The organism is Bacillus sp. 7_6_55CFAA_CT2 (assembly GCF_000238655.1).
Classification (GTDB): domain Bacteria; phylum Bacillota; class Bacilli; order Bacillales; family Bacillaceae_G; genus Bacillus_A; species Bacillus_A cereus.
Window position 1 is genome coordinate 1 of record NZ_JH414713.1, and the last position, 16956, is coordinate 16956.

Below are 16956 nucleotides of genomic sequence, written 5' to 3' on the forward strand. Positions count from 1 at the left end.
ACCAGTTGTTCTGCCAAGGGCATAGCTGGGTAGCTATGTGCGGAAGGGATAAGTGCTGAAAGCATCTAAGCATGAAGCCCCCCTCAAGATGAGATTTCCCATAGCGTAAGCTAGTAAGATCCCTGAAAGATGATCAGGTTGATAGGTTCGAGGTGGAAGCATGGTGACATGTGGAGCTGACGAATACTAATAGATCGAGGACTTAACCATATAATATGTAGCAAATGTTATCTAGTTTTGAAGGAATATGCCTTCATAGTTTGGTGATGATGGCAGAGAGGTCACACCCGTTCCCATACCGAACACGGAAGTTAAGCTCTCTAGCGCCGATGGTAGTTGGGACCTTGTCCCTGTGAGAGTAGGACGTCGCCAAGCAAGAACCTAAGTCATTTTGACTTAGGTTTTTTTGTGTTTATTTCTATTTACCGAATGTTATAATCCATAAATTTAATAAAGCTAAAGACGAAAAAAGAATGAAATAGAGACTGTTTAAAATAATAGCAATAACTTTTAGTGTTCCTGATTTTCCTAATGCCACTAAAGTAATACTTAAAATAGGACACATTATTTCTATCATAAGTATATATTTTAAATAATGAGATGCTATAAATAAGTATTTAATAATTACAGAAATTACTGCAATAGAGAAAAATAAATAGGATGATAGCATAGTTCTTTCTTTAACAGTTATCCTCCTTAGAAATTAAATCGTTATAATAATACAAGAGTATATATATTTTGATTTAAAACATACTGAAGTGCCATTTAAACGATTATACGTAAAATAGATGTCTAGAAATATATATTCTAATTCCCTTTTCTTCTTGCATATAGTTGCAATTCTTCTTTTGAATATAACTAAAACACGAACGTTATTGACTACTAATAAAAAAACATTCGATTATTTATTGACATTGTTTATGAAATATTGTTAATATAGCCATAGAAACAATAATATAAGACCTCATATAATCGCGGGGATATGGCCTGCAAGTCTCTACCTAACGACCGTTATTCGTTAGACTATGAGGGAAAGTCACTCGGTATTTTTCTATTCACAAGGGATACGTATGCCTGAGTAGAGCGCTTTCTCTCATAGTAAAAGAGAAACTGTTCTATTTCAGGCTTTTTTTATTTGAATCGGGGGGATTCTAATATGAAATCACTAGTTGGAGTCATAATGGGAAGCACGTCAGACTGGGAAACAATGAAATATGCTTGTGACATTTTAGATGAATTAAATATACCGTATGAGAAAAAAGTTGTATCCGCTCATCGGACTCCGGATTATATGTTTGAATATGCAGAGACGGCTCGTGAACGTGGATTGAAAGTTATTATTGCTGGAGCTGGTGGAGCAGCACATTTACCAGGAATGGTTGCAGCGAAGACAAATCTTCCTGTAATTGGAGTTCCAGTTCAATCAAAAGCATTAAACGGCTTAGATTCATTATTATCCATCGTCCAAATGCCAGGAGGTGTTCCAGTTGCAACTGTTGCAATTGGTAAAGCTGGTTCAACGAATGCTGGATTACTTGCCGCACAAATACTTGGATCATTCCATGATGATATACATGATGCATTAGAATTGAGACGAGAAGCGATTGAAAAAGATGTGCGTGAAGGTAGTGAGCTAGTATGACGAGAATCATTTTACCTGGAAAAACAATCGGTATTATTGGAGGCGGCCAGCTAGGAAGAATGATGGCATTGGCAGCTAAGGAAATGGGATATAAAATTGCTGTTTTAGATCCTACAAAGCATTCACCATGTGCACAAGTTGCTGATATTGAAATTGTTGCACCATATGATGATTTAAAAGCAATTCAGCATTTAGCAGAGATAAGTGATGTTGTCACATATGAATTTGAGAATATTGATTATAGATGTTTACAATGGCTTGAAAAACATGCGTACTTACCACAAGGTAGTCAGTTGTTAAATACAACGCAAAATCGTTTTACAGAAAAGAATGCGATTGAGAAGGCTGGGTTACCAGTAGCAACGTATAGATTAGTTCAAAATCAAGATCAGCTTACAGAAGCAATTGCTGAGTTATCATTCTCTTCCGTCTTAAAAACGACGACAGGTGGATATGATGGGAAAGGACAAGTTGTTTTAAGAAGTGAAGCTGATGTTGAGACAGCAAGAAATCTTGTGGATAAAGCAGAATGTATTTTAGAGAAATGGGTGCCTTTTGAAAAAGAAGTATCAGTTATTGTGATTCGTAGTGTAAGTGGTGAAACAAAAGTGTTTCCAGTAGCAGAAAATATTCATGTAAATAACATTTTACATGAATCTATCGTTCCAGCTCGCATTACAGAAGAGCTTTCTCAAAAAGCAATTGCTTATGCAAAGGTACTTGCGGATGAATTAGAACTTGTGGGAACACTAGCTGTAGAGATGTTTGCTACAGATAATGGTGAGATTTATATTAATGAATTAGCGCCAAGACCTCACAATTCAGGACACTATACACAGGATGCATGTGAGACGAGTCAATTTGGTCAACATATTCGAGCAATCTGTAATTTACCTCTAGGAGAAACAAATTTGTTAAAACCAGTTGTCATGGTAAACATTTTAGGCGAACATATAGAAGGGGTCCTAAGACAAGTGAATAGATTAACCGGGTGCTATTTACACTTGTATGGAAAAGAAGAAGCAAAAGCACAGCGAAAAATGGGGCATGTTAATATTTTAAATGATAATATTGAAGTCGCTCTAGAAAAAGCGAAGAGTTTGCATATTTGGGACCATCAAGAACAACTGTTGGAGGGAAAAAGATGATTAGTCGTTATACACGCCCAGAAATGGGTGCAATTTGGACGGAAGAGAACAAATTTAAAGCATGGTTAGAAGTTGAGATTTTAGCTTGTGAAGCATGGGCTGAGCTTGGCGATATTCCAAAAGAAGATGTTAAGAAAATTCGTGAGCATGCATCATTTGATATTGATCGTATTTATGAAATTGAAAAAGAAACACGTCATGACGTAGTTGCATTCACTCGTGCTGTATCAGAAACGCCAGCATTAGGTGAGGAACGTAAATGGGTTCATTACGGTTTAACATCTACAGACGTAGTAGATACAGCATTATCTTACATCTTAAAACAAGCGAATGAAATTATATTAAAAGACTTAGAGAACTTTGTAAGCATTTTAGCTAACAAAGCGAAAGAGCATAAATACACAATCATGATGGGAAGAACACATGGTGTTCATGCAGAACCAACAACATTTGGTTTAAAACTTGGTCTTTGGTATGAAGAAATGAAACGTAACGTAGAGCGTTTCAAACAAGCTGCTGATACAGTTCGTGTTGGTAAACTATCTGGTGCGGTTGGTACATATGCAAATATCGATCCATTCGTAGAAAAATATGTTTGTGAAAACTTAGGATTAGAAGCAGCACCAATTTCAACACAAACATTGCAACGTGATCGTCACGCACACTACATGTCAACACTTGCACTAATTGCAACATCTATCGAAAAGATGGCAGTTGAGATTCGTGGTTTACAAAAGAGTGAAACACGTGAAGTTGAAGAAGCTTTCGCAAAAGGTCAAAAAGGTTCTTCTGCAATGCCACATAAACGTAATCCAATTGGTTCTGAAAATATGACTGGTTTAGCTCGTGTTATCCGCGGTTATATGATGACAGCTTACGAAAATGTTCCATTATGGCATGAGCGTGACATTTCTCACTCTTCGGCAGAACGTGTAATTTTACCAGATGCTACAATCGCATTAAATTACATGTTAAATCGCTTTGGTAATATCGTTAAAAACTTAACTGTATACCCAGAGAATATGAAACGCAATATGACAAGAACATACGGCTTAATTTATTCTCAGCGCGTAATGCTTACACTAATCGACAAAGGTATGGTACGTGAAGAAGCTTATGATATCGTACAGCCTAAAGCGATGGAAGCTTGGGAAACACAAGTACAATTTAAAGAGCTTGTAGAAGCTGATGAGCGTATTACAAGCAAGTTAACACAAGAAGAAATTAATGAATGCTTCAACTATGAGCATCATATGCAACACGTTGATACAATCTTTGAACGCCTTGGATTAAACGAAGCGTAAAATTTCATATGGCACAGAATAGAGTCATTCTGTGCCATTCTTTATAAAAACATTATTCACATTTTTCAAACTACAGGGGGCTTGCGAAATGCAAAAGCTAGAATTGCTGTATGAAGGTAAGGCAAAAAGAATTTATCGTACAGAATCAGCAGATATGGTTTGGGTAGAGTACAAAGATAGTGCGACTGCTTTCAATGGGGAGAAAAAAGAGACGATTACAGGAAAAGGTCGTTTGAACAATGAAATTACAACTTTATTGTTCAGAAAGTTACAAGAAGTGGGAATTAAAACACATTTTGTTGAGAAGTTATCTGAAACAGAACAACTTGTTAAAAAAGTGAGTATTATTCCTTTAGAAGTTGTCACAAGAAATGTAATTGCAGGAAGTCTTTCAAAACGATTAGGAATGGAAGAGGGAACTGTACTTGCAGAACCAATCGTAGAATTTTACTTCAAAGATGATGATTTAGGAGATCCGCTTGTAACGGAAGATCATATTCGTGTATTAAACGTTGCATCACCAGAGCAAGTAAGTGTATTACGAGATATGGCTCTACAAATCAATCAAGTGTTGATTGATCATTTCGCAAGCTGTCGTGTAAGATTAGTAGATTTCAAATTAGAGTTTGGTATAACGGAAGAAGGAGAAATCATTTTAGCGGATGAAATTTCACCGGATACTTGCCGTTTATGGGATGAAACGAGCAATGAAAAGTTTGATAAAGACGTATTCCGTCGCGATCTTGGAAATTTAACAGATGCTTATGAAGAGATTTTAAAACGTTTAGGGGGAATTTCACATGTATAAAGTTAAGGTATATGTAACATTAAGAGAAAGCGTATTAGATCCACAAGGAACAGCAGTAAAAGGAGCACTTCATAGTCTTTCATTCACAGAAGTACAAGATGTTCGAATCGGAAAGTACATGGAACTAACAATTGATAAATCTGTATCTGATTTAGATAGCAAGGTAAAGGAAATGTGTGAAAAACTATTAGCGAACGTTGTAATGGAAGACTTCCGTTATGAAGTTGAGGAGGTTGTCGCACAGTGAAATTTGCCGTAATAGTATTTCCGGGTTCGAACTGTGATGTCGATATGTTCCATGCAATTAAAGATGAGCTTGGCGAAGAAGTAGATTACGTTTGGCACGATACAGAGAATCTAGATGAATATGATGCAATTCTACTACCAGGTGGATTTTCTTATGGTGACTACTTACGCTGCGGTGCTATCTCTCGCTTTGCTAATGCAATGAAAGCAGTGCAAAAAGCTGCTGAGCAAGGAAAGCCGATTTTAGGTGTATGTAATGGATTCCAGATTCTTGTTGAATCAGGATTACTACCAGGAGCGTTAATGAGAAACGAAAACTTAAAATTTATGTGTCGCACTGTTCAGTTGCGTGTTGAAAATAATGAAACGATGTTTACATCACAATATGGAAAAGATGAAGTAATTAATATTCCAATCGCGCATGGTGAGGGGAATTACTATTGTGATGAAGCGACGCTTAAACAATTAGAAGAGAACAATCAAATCGCATTCCGTTACGTAGAAAACCCTAACGGTAGCGTTTCAGATATTGCTGGTATTGTAAATGAAAAAGGAAATGTACTTGGTATGATGCCACACCCAGAGCGTGCGGTAGATGAATTACTTGGCGGTGCTGAAGGGTTAAAAGTCTTTCAATCTATCTTAAAACAGTGGAGGGAAACATATGTCGTTAATGCTTGAACCAAATCCAACACAAATTAAAGAAGAGCGTATATATGCGGAAATGGGGCTAACAGACGAAGAGTTTGCCATGGTTGAAAAGATTTTAGGTCGTCTGCCAAATTATACAGAAACAGGGTTATTCTCTGTAATGTGGTCTGAACATTGTAGTTATAAAAATTCGAAACCAATTCTTCGTAAGTTTCCAACTACAGGTGAGCGCGTTCTGCAAGGACCTGGAGAAGGTGCTGGAATTGTAGATATCGGTGATAATCAAGCAGTTGTATTTAAAATGGAAAGTCATAACCATCCTTCAGCTATTGAACCATATCAAGGAGCTGCAACAGGTGTTGGTGGTATTATTCGTGACGTATTCTCTATGGGAGCACGCCCGGTAGCTCTATTAAACTCACTTCGTTTCGGTGAATTACAGTCACCACGTGTGAAATATTTATTCGAAGAAGTAGTAGCAGGAATTGCAGGATACGGTAACTGCATCGGTATTCCGACTGTTGGCGGCGAAGTACAATTTGATCCATGTTATGAAGGAAATCCACTTGTAAATGCAATGTGCGTAGGTTTGATTAACCACGAAGACATTAAAAAAGGGCAAGCGCACGGTGCTGGTAACACAGTAATGTACGTAGGAGCATCAACTGGTCGTGACGGTATTCACGGTGCAACATTCGCGTCGGAAGAACTATCTGAAAGCTCAGAAGCGAAACGTCCAGCGGTTCAAGTAGGGGACCCATTTATGGAAAAACTTCTTATTGAAGCATGTTTAGAATTAATTCAATCTGATGCACTTGTTGGAATTCAAGATATGGGTGCGGCTGGTTTAACATCATCATCTGCAGAAATGGCAAGTAAAGCAGGAATGGGTATTGAAATGTACTTAGATGATGTACCACAGCGTGAAACAGGAATGACACCATATGAAATGATGCTATCTGAATCACAAGAGCGTATGTTAATTGTTGTGAAAAAAGGTAGAGAACAAGAAATAGTAGATTTATTTGAGAAGTATGGTCTTGCAGCGGTTACGATGGGGAAAGTAACAGAAGATAAAATGCTTCGTTTATTCCATAAAGGTGAAAAGGTAGCTGAAGTTCCAGCAGATGCTTTAGCAGAAGAAGCACCAATTTATCATAAGCCATCAAAAGAAGCAGCATACTTTGCTGAATTCCAAGCAATGAAAATGGAAACGCCAAAAGTAGAAAATTATAAAGAAACGTTATTCGCTTTATTACAGCAACCAACAATTGCAAGTAAAGAGTGGGTATACGATCAATACGATTACCAGGTTCGCACAAGCACAGTTGTTACGCCAGGTTCAGATGCTGCAGTTGTACGTGTACGCGGTACAGAAAAAGGATTAGCAATGACGACAGATTGTAACTCTCGCTACATTTATCTAGACCCAGAGATGGGCGGTAAAATTGCAGTAGCAGAGGCAGCGCGTAATATCGTATGTTCTGGCGGAGAGCCACTTGCAATTACAGATTGCTTAAACTTCGGTAACCCAGAAAAACCAGAAATCTTCTGGCAGATTGAGAAATCAGTAGATGGTATGAGTGAAGCTTGTCGCACATTACAAACACCAGTTATCGGCGGAAACGTATCGATGTATAACGAGCGTAGTGGTGAAGCTGTATATCCAACACCAACTGTTGGGATGGTCGGACTTGTGCATGACTTAAAACATGTAACAACACAAGAGTTTAAGCAAGCTGGTGATTTAGTGTATGTAATTGGTGAGACGAAAGCTGAGTTTGGCGGAAGTGAATTACAGAAAATGATTCACGGCAAAATTTTCGGTCAATCACCAAGTATTGATTTAGATGTAGAATTAAAACGCCAAAAACAAGTATTAGAAGCAATTCAAGCTGGTCTTGTTCAATCTGCACATGATGTTGCTGAAGGTGGTTTAGCAGTTGCGATTTCAGAAAGTGCAATTGGTGCTAAAGGCTTAGGTGCTACTGTGAAATTAGATGGAGAAGCAACAGCAGCATTATTCGCTGAATCACAGTCTCGCTTCGTGATAACTGTAAAACGTGAAAATAAAGAGGCGTTTGAGAAAGCAGTAGAAGCAATCCAAGTTGGAGAAGTAACAAGTACAAATGAAGTAACAATTCATAATGAAGAAAATGAAGTATTACTTACAGCAAATGTAGATGAAATGAGAAAGGCTTGGAAAGGGGCAATCCCATGCTTGCTGAAATAAAGGGGTTAAACGAAGAATGTGGCGTTTTCGGAATTTGGGGGCATGAAAATGCAGCACAAGTTTCATACTACGGATTGCACAGTTTACAGCACCGTGGGCAAGAAGGCGCAGGCATTGTCGTAAATAATGGGGAAAAAATCGTCGGTCACAAGGGGTTAGGTTTAATATCAGAAGTGTTTTCAAGAGGTGAGCTAGAAGGATTAAATGGAAAATCAGCAATCGGACATGTACGATATGCAACAGCTGGTGGAAGTGAAGTTGCTAACGTTCAACCATTGTTGTTCCGTTTTTCCGATCATAGTATGGCGTTAGCTCATAACGGAAATTTAATTAATGCAAAAATGCTTCGTCGTGAATTAGAAGCAGAGGGCAGTATTTTTCAAACTAGTTCAGATACAGAAGTACTTTTACATCTTATTAAACGTAGCACGAAAGATTCTTTAATTGAAAGTGTAAAAGAGGCTTTAAATAAAGTGAAAGGTGCGTTTGCGTATCTTTTACTAACTGGAAATGAAATGATCGTTGCATTAGATCCGAATGGGTTCCGTCCGCTTTCAATTGGAAAGATGGGGGATGCTTACGTTGTAGCATCTGAAACATGTGCTTTTGATGTAGTAGGTGCAACATACATTCGCGATGTAGAACCGGGTGAATTACTTGTCATTAATGATGAAGGAATTCACGTGGATCGTTTCACAAATGATGTAGAACATGCAATTTGCAGTATGGAATACATTTACTTTGCACGCCCAGATTCAAATATTGCTGGTGTTAACGTCCATGCAGCACGTAAAAACATGGGGAAACGGTTGGCGGCAGAAGCGCCTATTGAAGCTGATGTTGTTACTGGTGTACCAGACTCTAGTATTTCAGCTGCGATTGGCTATGCGGAGGCGACAGGTATTCCATATGAGTTAGGATTAATTAAAAATCGTTACGTTGGACGTACGTTTATTCAACCTTCTCAAGAACTGCGCGAGCAAGGGGTTAAGATGAAGCTTTCCGCAGTAAGAGGTGTAGTTGAAGGGAAACGAGTTGTTATGATTGATGACTCTATCGTAAGAGGAACGACAAGTAAACGAATTGTTCGTATGCTTCGTGAAGCTGGAGCGACAGAAGTTCACGTAAGAATTGCTTCACCACCTCTGAAATATCCATGTTTCTATGGCATTGATATTCAAACGAGAAAAGAATTAATTGCAGCAAATCATACAGTAGAAGAAATCCGTGAAATGATCGGAGCAGATTCTTTAACATTTTTAAGCGAAGATGGATTAGTAGATGCAATTGGACGTCCATATGAAGGGAAATATGGCGGCCTATGCATGGCTTACTTTAATGGGGACTATCCAACAGCTCTTTATGATTATGAGCAAGAGCTTTTAGAAAGTATGAAATAAGAAAAGTGAGAAAAGCTTCTACTTCTTTTGATGTAGGAGCTAGATCCTTTCTTAAAATAGCCCGCCCTGGATGGGGAGAAATTAAAAGACGAGGTGTAAATAACGATGGCGAATGCATATAAGCAAGCAGGAGTAGATATTGAAGCTGGATATGAAGCGGTATCTCGCATGAAAAAACACGTACAAACAACTATGAGAAAAGAAGTACTAGGCGGTTTAGGCGGTTTTGGAGGTATGTTTGATCTATCAAAATTTGCATTAGAAGAACCTGTATTAGTATCTGGAACAGATGGCGTGGGAACGAAATTGATGCTCGCTTTTATGGCAGATAAACATGACACAATTGGTATTGATGCAGTAGCAATGTGTGTAAATGATATTGTTGTCCAAGGAGCAGAGCCGCTTTTCTTCCTTGATTATATTGCTTGTGGTAAAGCTGAACCTAGTAAAATTGAAAACATCGTCAAAGGTATATCAGAGGGCTGTCGCCAAGCTGGTTGTGCATTAATCGGTGGAGAAACAGCTGAAATGCCAGGAATGTATTCTACGGAAGAATATGATTTAGCTGGTTTTACAGTTGGGATTGTTGATAAAAAGAAAATTGTAACAGGTGAAAAGATTGAAGCTGGTCACGTGCTAATTGGCTTAGCATCTAGCGGTATTCATAGCAATGGTTACTCTTTAGTACGAAAAGTGTTATTAGAAGATGGGGAACTATCTTTAGAGCGTATTTATGGCCGCTTAGAACTACCTCTTGGTGAAGAATTATTAAAACCAACGAAAATTTATGTCAAACCTATTTTAGAACTATTGAAGAAACATGAAGTATACGGTATGGCGCATATTACAGGTGGTGGATTTATTGAAAATATTCCACGCATGTTGCCAGAAGGAATCGGTGCTGAGATTGAACTAGGATCTTGGGAAATTCAGCCGATCTTTAGTTTGCTTCAAGAAGTTGGAAAACTGGAAGAGAAAGAAATGTTCAATATTTTTAACATGGGTATTGGTATGGTAGTAGCAGTGAAGGAAGAAGATGCAAAAGATGTTGTTCGTCTTCTTGAAGAGCAAGGAGAAATGGCTCGTATTATTGGACGTACTATACAAGGAGCTGGCGTTACTTTTAATGGGGGCACAGCACTATGAGTAGATTAGCAGTTTTTGCTTCTGGAAGCGGATCTAACTTTCAATCTCTCGTTAATGCGGTAGAAGAAAAAAGATTGGATGCAGAAATTAGTTTATTAGTATGTGATAAACCAGAAGCACGCGCTGTTGGACGGGCAAATTATCATCATATTCCGTGTTTTGCTTTTTCAGCGAAAGCATATGAGTCAAAAGAAGCGTTTGAAAAAGAGATATTAAAGAAGCTAGAAGAATATGAAATTGATTATGTTATTTTAGCTGGATATATGCGTTTAATCGGGCCGACGTTACTAGAAGCATACGGCGGGAAGATTATTAATATTCATCCATCATTACTACCGAGCTTTCCGGGTAAAGATGCTGTCGGTCAAGCGTTAGAAGCAGGTGTGAAAGTAACTGGAGTAACAATTCATTATGTAGATGCAGGTATGGATACAGGGCCAATTATTGCACAAGAAGCAGTGGTTGTTTCTGAAGGGGATACGAGAGAAAGCTTACAAAAGAAAATTCAACAAGTTGAACATAAATTATACGTAAATACAGTGAATCAAATTGTTCAGTCTGTGAAAGAATCAACTGTTAACTAACATACAACCAGGGGTGAAGGATAAATGAAAAAGCGTGCATTAGTAAGTGTTTCAGATAAAACAGGAGTAGTAGAATTTGTTAAAGGGTTACTAGAACAAGGGATTGAAGTTATTTCAACAGGTGGTACGAAAAAGTTACTAGAAGAAAATGGCTTACAAGTAATCGGCATTTCTGAGGTAACTGGTTTCCCTGAAATTATGGATGGCCGTGTGAAAACATTACATCCAAATATTCATGGTGGTCTATTAGCAGTTCGTGATAATGAAACACATGTAACACAAATGAATGAGTTAGGTATAGAGCCAATTGACTTTGTTGTTGTTAACTTATACCCATTTAAAGAAACAATCGCTAAGCCTGATGTAACATTTGCTGATGCAATTGAAAATATTGATATCGGTGGCCCGACAATGATTCGCTCTGCTGCGAAAAATCATAAATTTGTATCGGTAATTGTAGATCCAGTAGATTACGATGTTGTATTAGCAGAACTGAAAGAAGACGGTGAAGTAAAAGAAGAAACGAAACGTAAATTAGCAGCGAAAGTATTCCGTCATACAGCGGCATATGATGCGTTAATCTCTAACTACTTAACAGAGCAAATGGGTGAAGAAAGTCCAGAAACATTAACTGTGACATTTGAGAAAAAGCAAGACTTACGTTATGGCGAGAACCCACATCAAAAAGCAACTTTCTATAAAGCGCCATTCGCAGCAACTTCTTCTGTTGCATACGCAGAACAATTACACGGTAAGGAATTATCGTATAACAATATTAATGATGCAGACGCAGCGCTTAGCATCGTAAAAGAATTTACAGAACCAGCAGTAGTAGCAGTAAAACATATGAATCCATGTGGTGTTGGAGTAGGAACTAATATTCACGAAGCATATACTCGTGCTTATGAAGCAGATCCAGTATCAATCTTCGGCGGTATTATCGCAGCAAATCGTGAAATTGATAAAGCTACAGCAGAAAAGTTACATGAAATTTTCTTAGAAATTGTTATCGCACCTTCGTTCTCGCAAGAAGCTTTAGAAGTGTTGCAAAGTAAGAAGAACTTACGTTTATTAACTATAAATATTGAAAAAGCGACAAGTGCAAGCAAAAAACTAACTTCTGTACAAGGTGGACTTCTTGTTCAAGAGGAAGATACGTTATCATTAGATGAAAGTACAATTTCAATTCCAACGAAACGTGAACCTTCAGAGCAAGAATGGAAAGATTTAAAACTCGCTTGGAAAGTTGTAAAACATGTGAAATCAAACGCAATTGTTTTAGCGAAAGATGATATGACAATTGGTGTCGGTGCGGGACAGATGAACCGTGTAGGTTCTGCAAAAATCGCAATTACACAAGCTGGTGAAAAAGCACAAGGTAGCGCGCTTGCATCTGATGCTTTCTTCCCAATGCCAGATACATTAGAAGAAGCAGCAAAAGCAGGAATTACAGCAATCATTCAACCGGGCGGATCAATCCGTGATGAAGATTCTATTAAAGTGGCAGATACTTATGGGATTGCTATGGTGTTCACTGGCGTACGTCATTTCAAACACTAATAGAGGATGTTTAAAAAGTCCGGTTAAGATAACCTTCGCATGTCGTCGTTGCATCGCCAGTGCGGTACTCATGTAGGAAAGCTACACTCCGTGTCCTCCTGGCAAATGCGCCTAGACCTGCTCGGTTCTCTTAATCCTCCTTTTTAAACCTTTATTGATATGGATGTTTAAAAAGTCCGGTCGAGATAACCTTTTATTGATATGAAAAAGCAAACTAGGAGCATAGCTTCTAGTTTGTACTTATTTAATTATTGGGGGATGAAATATGAATGTTTTAGTAATTGGCCGCGGTGGGCGTGAGCATGCTTTAGCTTGGAAGTTTGCACAATCTGAAAAAGTAGAAAAGGTATATGTAGCACCAGGTAATGAAGGTATGAGAGATGTTGCAACACCAGTTGATATTGATGAAAATGATTTTGATGCATTAGTTTTATTTGCGAAAGAGAATAATGTTGAGTTAACTTTCGTTGGACCAGAAATTCCGCTTATGAATGGAATTGTTGATCGTTTTAAAGAAGAGGGACTTCGCGTATTTGGTCCGAATAAAGCGGCTGCTGTTATTGAAGGTAGTAAAGCTTTTACAAAAGAGCTTATGAAAAAGTATGATATTCCAACTGCGGCGTACGAAACTTTTACAGATTATGAAGAAGCAGTACAGTACATTCAAAAAGTTGGTGCACCAATCGTTATTAAAGCTGACGGCCTAGCTGCTGGTAAAGGTGTAACGGTAGCGATGACGCTTGAAGAGGCATTACAAGCTGTGAAAGAAATGCTGCAAGATGTGAAATTCGGCGCGGCAAGTAAGAAGGTTGTTATTGAAGAGTTTTTAGATGGACAAGAATTTTCATTAATGGCATTCGTGAATGGAACAACTGTACATCCAATGGTAATCGCCCAAGATCATAAAAGAGCTTTTGATGGTGATAAAGGTCCAAATACGGGTGGAATGGGTGCATATTCTCCAGTACCACAAATTCCAGAATCAGCAGTTCAAGAAGCGATTCAAACCGTATTGCATCCAACTGCTAAGGCGATGATTGAAGAAAACCGTTCGTTTACAGGTATTTTATACGCAGGTCTTATTTTAACAAATAATGGTCCGAAGGTAATTGAATTTAATGCACGCTTCGGTGATCCTGAAACAGAAGTTGTATTACCTCGATTAGAAAACGATTTAGTTGATGTATGTAACGCTGTATTAGATGAAAGTGAACTAACGTTACAATGGTCAGAAGAAGCGGTAATCGGTGTTGTACTTGCTTCTAAAGGATATCCAGAAGCATATAAAAAAGGTGATATTATTAGCGGACTAGATGCACTGCAAGATGTGATTGTTTTCCATGCAGGTACAGCAATGAAACATGGGGACTTTGTAACGAACGGTGGCCGTGTATTATTTGTTGCTTGTAAGGCAAATAGTTTACAAGAAGCAAAAGATAAAGTATATAAAGAAATCGGTAAAATTGAGAGTGATGGTCTATTTTATCGAAGTGATATAGGATATCGTGCAATTGGGCATGAGATGACGAAAAGTTAATATGTAAAAATCCCGCTGAGGAATCAGCGGGATTTTTTATGCATCTTTATCTTTTTTTAATTTCCCTTTTTGCTTTGCCATTTCTCGAAGTAAATACTCGATGTGTGCATTGACGCTACGAAATTCATCATTTGCCCATTTTTCGATGACTGCGTGTAATTCAGGATCAATACGTAATGGAAAGCTTTTCTTTTTAGCCATAATTACTTATAGCCCTTAGTATAGGCTTCCTGTATTAATAACTGGCTGCGCACCTTTATCTGAAACGATGGCAACTAATAAGTTGTTTACCATATTTGCTTTACGCTCGTCATCGAGTTCTAGTACGCCTTCTTCATCTAACATATGGATGGAATCTTTCGCCATCTTCACAGCACCTTCAACAATTTCTTTTCTAGCAGCTAATACTGCTTTTGCTTGCTGGCGTTGTAGCATTGCATGGGCAATTTCTGTTGCGTAAGCTAAGTGCGTTAAACGAGTTTCTAATACTTCTACACCAGCAATTTCAAGACGCGCCTCTAACTCACGTTTTAATTCTTCAGAGATTTCTTCAGTATTTCCGCGTAACGTAACGCAGGTTTCATCTTGGAAATTGTCATAAGGATATTTTGTTGCAACATGGCGGATTGCCGTTTCGCTTTGAATTTCTACAAATCGATCATAATGTTCAACACCAAACATTGCTTTTGCAGAATCAACAACTTTATATACGATAACAGCTGCAATTTCAATTGGATTTCCATCAACGTCATTTACTTTTAATTTTTTACTGTTAAAGTTTTCAACACGTAAAGATACAGTTTGACGGAATGCGAACGGAATCGTTAAAAATAAACCGTTTTGACGAATTGTTCCTAAATAATTACCGAAGAACGTAATAACCTTCGCTTGATTCGGTTGAACAATACCGATACCTGTAGCGAGAACTGCGGCTAATATAATAGTTAGTGCCGCTCCTATGAAAATTTCTTGTGCAAGGAAAAATACACCGATAGCAGCTAAAATCAAAATTCCAATAATACCGAGAAAACCATTTACATAAAATACTTGTTTTTCTTTCATATGATCGCCTCCTGATATAAAAATGATATCACTTTTATATCATTTTAAGCAAGAGGTATGCATCTAATTTTCTGAATTTTATTGGTTGATATCTTTTATATACATTTTAAGGTTCAAAAAGAGAATATACGTTCTGTTTTATGGTAAAATAAAGAAGACTTAACCGCCCACTGCAGCAGCTAAGTCCCTTTGAGAGCATCTTGCATCGTGACAAATGATTCAAAGCGGTTTTGCCAGGATTATATCTTCAATCGCTGACTCAATCTCTTTGTCAGAAGCGTCATAACTTCCTTTTGACTCTGGCTTGTCATGAGTGGAAGTTTGATTCACTTCTTCTTTAGCATGTCCTTTTTCAGCAAAATTCATGCTAGGCATTTTAAATGCCCCCATGTTCATATATTTTCCGAATTTCCACATTTCAACAACAGGGCAGAAACGAACAATTCCTTCTGCAACTTTCATTGCACCAATCCATAGAAAAATGTTAGACCAAGTGCACCACGGCTTGCGTACAAGTTTAGTTGCACTACATCCGAAGAGGACGAGCCCAAGTGTAATTCGAATTAGAGCGTTTATTGTCCCGATATTTTGCTTCATTAGAAAAACACTCCTTTTTATGAAAGTTGAAATAGATAATACTATTTCTTTTATTAGTATCCCGTTTGATTTTTGGGATATGTAATCCAACATTTGACGTGGAAAAAGATGTTGGAATGTGCGTGTGTGTAAGTAACTTTTTTTGTTATAATGAAAGAATGCATAAAAGAAACTTCAAAATTAAATCCTCTAGTTTAAAAAATATGGAAGAGGTAATTCCAAACTTAATTCTCCGTTTTAAACAAATATTTAAGATGAAGTTAAAACAATAATGATGAAAATAAACTGTTATTTTGAACAGAAATATATATAACTAGAGAAAAGGAAGGGTGTTTTCATGTACGATATTTCCGGATGGAAACATGTATTTAAGCTTGATCCAAATAAGGAGTTAAGCGATGAACATTTAGAAATGATTTGTGAGTCTGGAACTGATGCGGTTATTGTAGGCGGAAGTGATGGAGTTACAATTGATAACGTATTACACATGCTAGTTAGCATTCGTAGATATGCAGTTCCTTGTGTATTAGAGGTTTCTGATGTAGAAGCAATTACACCAGGATTTGATTTTTATTACATCCCAAGTGTTTTAAATAGCCGAAAAGTAGAATGGGTAACAGGTGTTCATCATGAGGCATTGAAAGAATTTGGGGATATTATGGACTGGGACGAAATTTTTATGGAAGGGTATTGTGTTTTAAATCCAGAAGCGAAAGTAGCCCAGCTTACAGAAGCGAAATGTGATGTAACAGAAGATGACGTTATTGCATATGCTCGTTTAGCAGACAAGCTATTACGTTTACCGATATTTTATTTAGAATATAGCGGTACGTATGGAGATGTTGAACTTGTTAAAAATGTAAAAGCAGAATTGAAACAAGCTAAGTTATATTATGGCGGTGGTATTTCTAATGCAGAACAGGCGAAAGAAATGGCACAATATGCTGATACAGTAGTTGTTGGAAATATTATTTATGATGATATAAAATCGGCGTTAAAAACAGTTAAAGCAGTAAAAGGAGAGTAGGTGCAGGCGTA

The 16956-nt window shown here is 37.6% G+C and carries 17 protein-coding genes, 2 rRNA genes and 1 riboswitch; of the genes, 15 read left to right on the forward strand and 4 right to left on the reverse strand.

Going from position 1 to position 16956, the window contains the following annotated elements; translation table 11 throughout:
- Nucleotides 1-210, forward strand: a 23S ribosomal RNA gene (locus HMPREF1014_RS24650); the annotation flags it as partial.
- Between the two features lie 49 nt (nt 211-259).
- Nucleotides 260-375: ribosomal RNA gene (rrf, locus tag HMPREF1014_RS24655) — 5S ribosomal RNA — on the forward strand.
- 43 nt (nt 376-418) lie between these two features.
- Here rrf and HMPREF1014_RS32310 read toward each other — a convergent pair.
- Nucleotides 419-670, reverse strand: coding sequence for a hypothetical protein (locus HMPREF1014_RS32310; protein WP_000953258.1), 252 nt, complete (start codon nt 668-670; stop codon nt 419-421).
- A gap of 274 nt (nt 671-944) precedes the next feature.
- Nucleotides 945-1046, forward strand: a riboswitch (purine riboswitch).
- A 110-nt stretch (nt 1047-1156) separates the two neighbouring features.
- Between HMPREF1014_RS32310 and purE the strand changes: the two genes are divergently transcribed.
- From purE to purD, 12 genes are all read left to right on the forward strand, one after another.
- Nucleotides 1157-1642, forward strand: coding sequence for a 5-(carboxyamino)imidazole ribonucleotide mutase (gene purE, locus HMPREF1014_RS24665; protein ID WP_000839367.1), 486 nt, complete (start codon nt 1157-1159; stop codon nt 1640-1642).
- Nucleotides 1639-2790 carry a 5-(carboxyamino)imidazole ribonucleotide synthase gene (purK, locus tag HMPREF1014_RS24670; protein ID WP_000196772.1) on the forward strand — a complete coding sequence of 384 codons (1152 nt, stop codon included), beginning with the start codon at nt 1639-1641 and terminating at the stop codon, nt 2788-2790. The genes purE and purK overlap by 4 nt, the downstream gene beginning before the upstream one ends.
- The gene (gene purB / locus HMPREF1014_RS24675) at nt 2787-4094 is read left to right on the forward strand and encodes an adenylosuccinate lyase (RefSeq protein ID WP_000625682.1); all 1308 of its coding nucleotides are present in this window, start codon (nt 2787-2789) and stop codon (nt 4092-4094) included. Before purK ends, purB begins: the two co-directional genes overlap by 4 nt.
- Before the next feature lie 88 nt (nt 4095-4182).
- Nucleotides 4183-4902 carry a phosphoribosylaminoimidazolesuccinocarboxamide synthase gene (gene purC, locus HMPREF1014_RS24680; RefSeq protein ID WP_001170539.1) on the forward strand — a complete coding sequence of 240 codons (720 nt, stop codon included), beginning with the start codon at nt 4183-4185 and terminating at the stop codon, nt 4900-4902.
- Entirely contained in the window at nt 4895-5149 is a 255-nt protein-coding gene (gene purS, locus HMPREF1014_RS24685; RefSeq protein ID WP_000278823.1) for a phosphoribosylformylglycinamidine synthase subunit PurS, read from the forward strand. Before purC ends, purS begins: the two co-directional genes overlap by 8 nt.
- Complete coding sequence (gene purQ, locus HMPREF1014_RS24690) at nt 5146-5829, forward strand: phosphoribosylformylglycinamidine synthase subunit PurQ (RefSeq protein ID WP_000666787.1); 684 nt, start codon at nt 5146-5148, stop codon at nt 5827-5829. Before purS ends, purQ begins: the two co-directional genes overlap by 4 nt.
- Nucleotides 5813-8032, forward strand: coding sequence for a phosphoribosylformylglycinamidine synthase II (gene purL / locus HMPREF1014_RS24695; protein WP_000055543.1), 2220 nt, complete (start codon nt 5813-5815; stop codon nt 8030-8032). The genes purQ and purL overlap by 17 nt, the downstream gene beginning before the upstream one ends.
- Nucleotides 8017-9432, forward strand: coding sequence for an amidophosphoribosyltransferase (purF, locus tag HMPREF1014_RS24700; protein ID WP_000879032.1), 1416 nt, complete (start codon nt 8017-8019; stop codon nt 9430-9432). The genes purL and purF overlap by 16 nt, the downstream gene beginning before the upstream one ends.
- Nucleotides 9433-9537: 105 nt before the next feature.
- Nucleotides 9538-10578: a phosphoribosylformylglycinamidine cyclo-ligase gene (gene purM, locus HMPREF1014_RS24705; protein ID WP_001262439.1), complete on the forward strand. Its 1041-nt coding sequence runs from the start codon at nt 9538-9540 to the stop codon at nt 10576-10578.
- Nucleotides 10575-11162: a phosphoribosylglycinamide formyltransferase gene (gene purN / locus HMPREF1014_RS24710; protein WP_000088589.1), complete on the forward strand. Its 588-nt coding sequence runs from the start codon at nt 10575-10577 to the stop codon at nt 11160-11162. The genes purM and purN overlap by 4 nt, the downstream gene beginning before the upstream one ends.
- A 24-nt stretch (nt 11163-11186) precedes the next feature.
- Complete coding sequence (gene purH / locus HMPREF1014_RS24715) at nt 11187-12722, forward strand: bifunctional phosphoribosylaminoimidazolecarboxamide formyltransferase/IMP cyclohydrolase (protein WP_000745437.1); 1536 nt, start codon at nt 11187-11189, stop codon at nt 12720-12722.
- A 265-nt stretch (nt 12723-12987) separates the two neighbouring features.
- Complete coding sequence (purD, locus tag HMPREF1014_RS24720; protein ID WP_001101978.1) at nt 12988-14259, forward strand: phosphoribosylamine--glycine ligase; 1272 nt, start codon at nt 12988-12990, stop codon at nt 14257-14259.
- Nucleotides 14260-14295: 36 nt separating this feature from the next.
- Here the strand turns inward: purD and HMPREF1014_RS24725 are convergent, their stop codons facing one another.
- From HMPREF1014_RS24725 to HMPREF1014_RS24735, 3 genes are all read right to left on the reverse strand, one after another.
- Nucleotides 14296-14460 (reverse strand): type II toxin-antitoxin system antitoxin, encoded by a 165-nt coding sequence (locus HMPREF1014_RS24725; RefSeq protein WP_001085171.1) that lies wholly within the window; start codon nt 14458-14460, stop codon nt 14296-14298.
- A 15-nt stretch (nt 14461-14475) separates the two neighbouring features.
- Nucleotides 14476-15321, reverse strand: coding sequence for an SPFH domain-containing protein (locus tag HMPREF1014_RS24730; RefSeq protein WP_000660669.1), 846 nt, complete (start codon nt 15319-15321; stop codon nt 14476-14478).
- A gap of 219 nt (nt 15322-15540) precedes the next feature.
- Nucleotides 15541-15918 carry a YgaP family membrane protein gene (locus HMPREF1014_RS24735; protein ID WP_000812345.1) on the reverse strand — a complete coding sequence of 126 codons (378 nt, stop codon included), beginning with the start codon at nt 15916-15918 and terminating at the stop codon, nt 15541-15543.
- A gap of 337 nt (nt 15919-16255) precedes the next feature.
- On the opposite strand from HMPREF1014_RS24735, the gene pcrB reads away from it, so the two are divergent.
- Nucleotides 16256-16945 carry a heptaprenylglyceryl phosphate synthase gene (gene pcrB / locus HMPREF1014_RS24745; protein WP_000272103.1) on the forward strand — a complete coding sequence of 230 codons (690 nt, stop codon included), beginning with the start codon at nt 16256-16258 and terminating at the stop codon, nt 16943-16945.
- The last annotated feature ends 11 nt before the right edge of the window (nt 16946-16956 follow it).

What these genes read in the sequence shown, in the direction of transcription:
- HMPREF1014_RS32310 (WP_000953258.1), bottom strand. Translation starts at nt 670, where the DNA reads ATGCTATCATCCTATTTATTTTTCTCTATTGCAGTAATTTCTGTAATT.
- purE (WP_000839367.1), top strand. Translation starts at nt 1,157, where the DNA reads ATGAAATCACTAGTTGGAGTCATAATGGGAAGCACGTCAGACTGGGAA.
- purD (WP_001101978.1), top strand. Translation starts at nt 12,988, where the DNA reads ATGAATGTTTTAGTAATTGGCCGCGGTGGGCGTGAGCATGCTTTAGCT.
- purN (WP_000088589.1), top strand. Translation starts at nt 10,575, where the DNA reads ATGAGTAGATTAGCAGTTTTTGCTTCTGGAAGCGGATCTAACTTTCAA.
- HMPREF1014_RS24735 (WP_000812345.1), bottom strand. Translation starts at nt 15,918, where the DNA reads ATGAAGCAAAATATCGGGACAATAAACGCTCTAATTCGAATTACACTT.
- HMPREF1014_RS24725 (WP_001085171.1), bottom strand. Translation starts at nt 14,460, where the DNA reads ATGGCTAAAAAGAAAAGCTTTCCATTACGTATTGATCCTGAATTACAC.
- purC (WP_001170539.1), top strand. Translation starts at nt 4,183, where the DNA reads ATGCAAAAGCTAGAATTGCTGTATGAAGGTAAGGCAAAAAGAATTTAT.
- HMPREF1014_RS24730 (WP_000660669.1), bottom strand. Translation starts at nt 15,321, where the DNA reads ATGAAAGAAAAACAAGTATTTTATGTAAATGGTTTTCTCGGTATTATT.
- purL (WP_000055543.1), top strand. Translation starts at nt 5,813, where the DNA reads ATGTCGTTAATGCTTGAACCAAATCCAACACAAATTAAAGAAGAGCGT.
- purH (WP_000745437.1), top strand. Translation starts at nt 11,187, where the DNA reads ATGAAAAAGCGTGCATTAGTAAGTGTTTCAGATAAAACAGGAGTAGTA.
- purF (WP_000879032.1), top strand. Translation starts at nt 8,017, where the DNA reads ATGCTTGCTGAAATAAAGGGGTTAAACGAAGAATGTGGCGTTTTCGGA.
- purS (WP_000278823.1), top strand. Translation starts at nt 4,895, where the DNA reads ATGTATAAAGTTAAGGTATATGTAACATTAAGAGAAAGCGTATTAGAT.
- purB (WP_000625682.1), top strand. Translation starts at nt 2,787, where the DNA reads ATGATTAGTCGTTATACACGCCCAGAAATGGGTGCAATTTGGACGGAA.
- purK (WP_000196772.1), top strand. Translation starts at nt 1,639, where the DNA reads ATGACGAGAATCATTTTACCTGGAAAAACAATCGGTATTATTGGAGGC.
- pcrB (WP_000272103.1), top strand. Translation starts at nt 16,256, where the DNA reads ATGTACGATATTTCCGGATGGAAACATGTATTTAAGCTTGATCCAAAT.
- purM (WP_001262439.1), top strand. Translation starts at nt 9,538, where the DNA reads ATGGCGAATGCATATAAGCAAGCAGGAGTAGATATTGAAGCTGGATAT.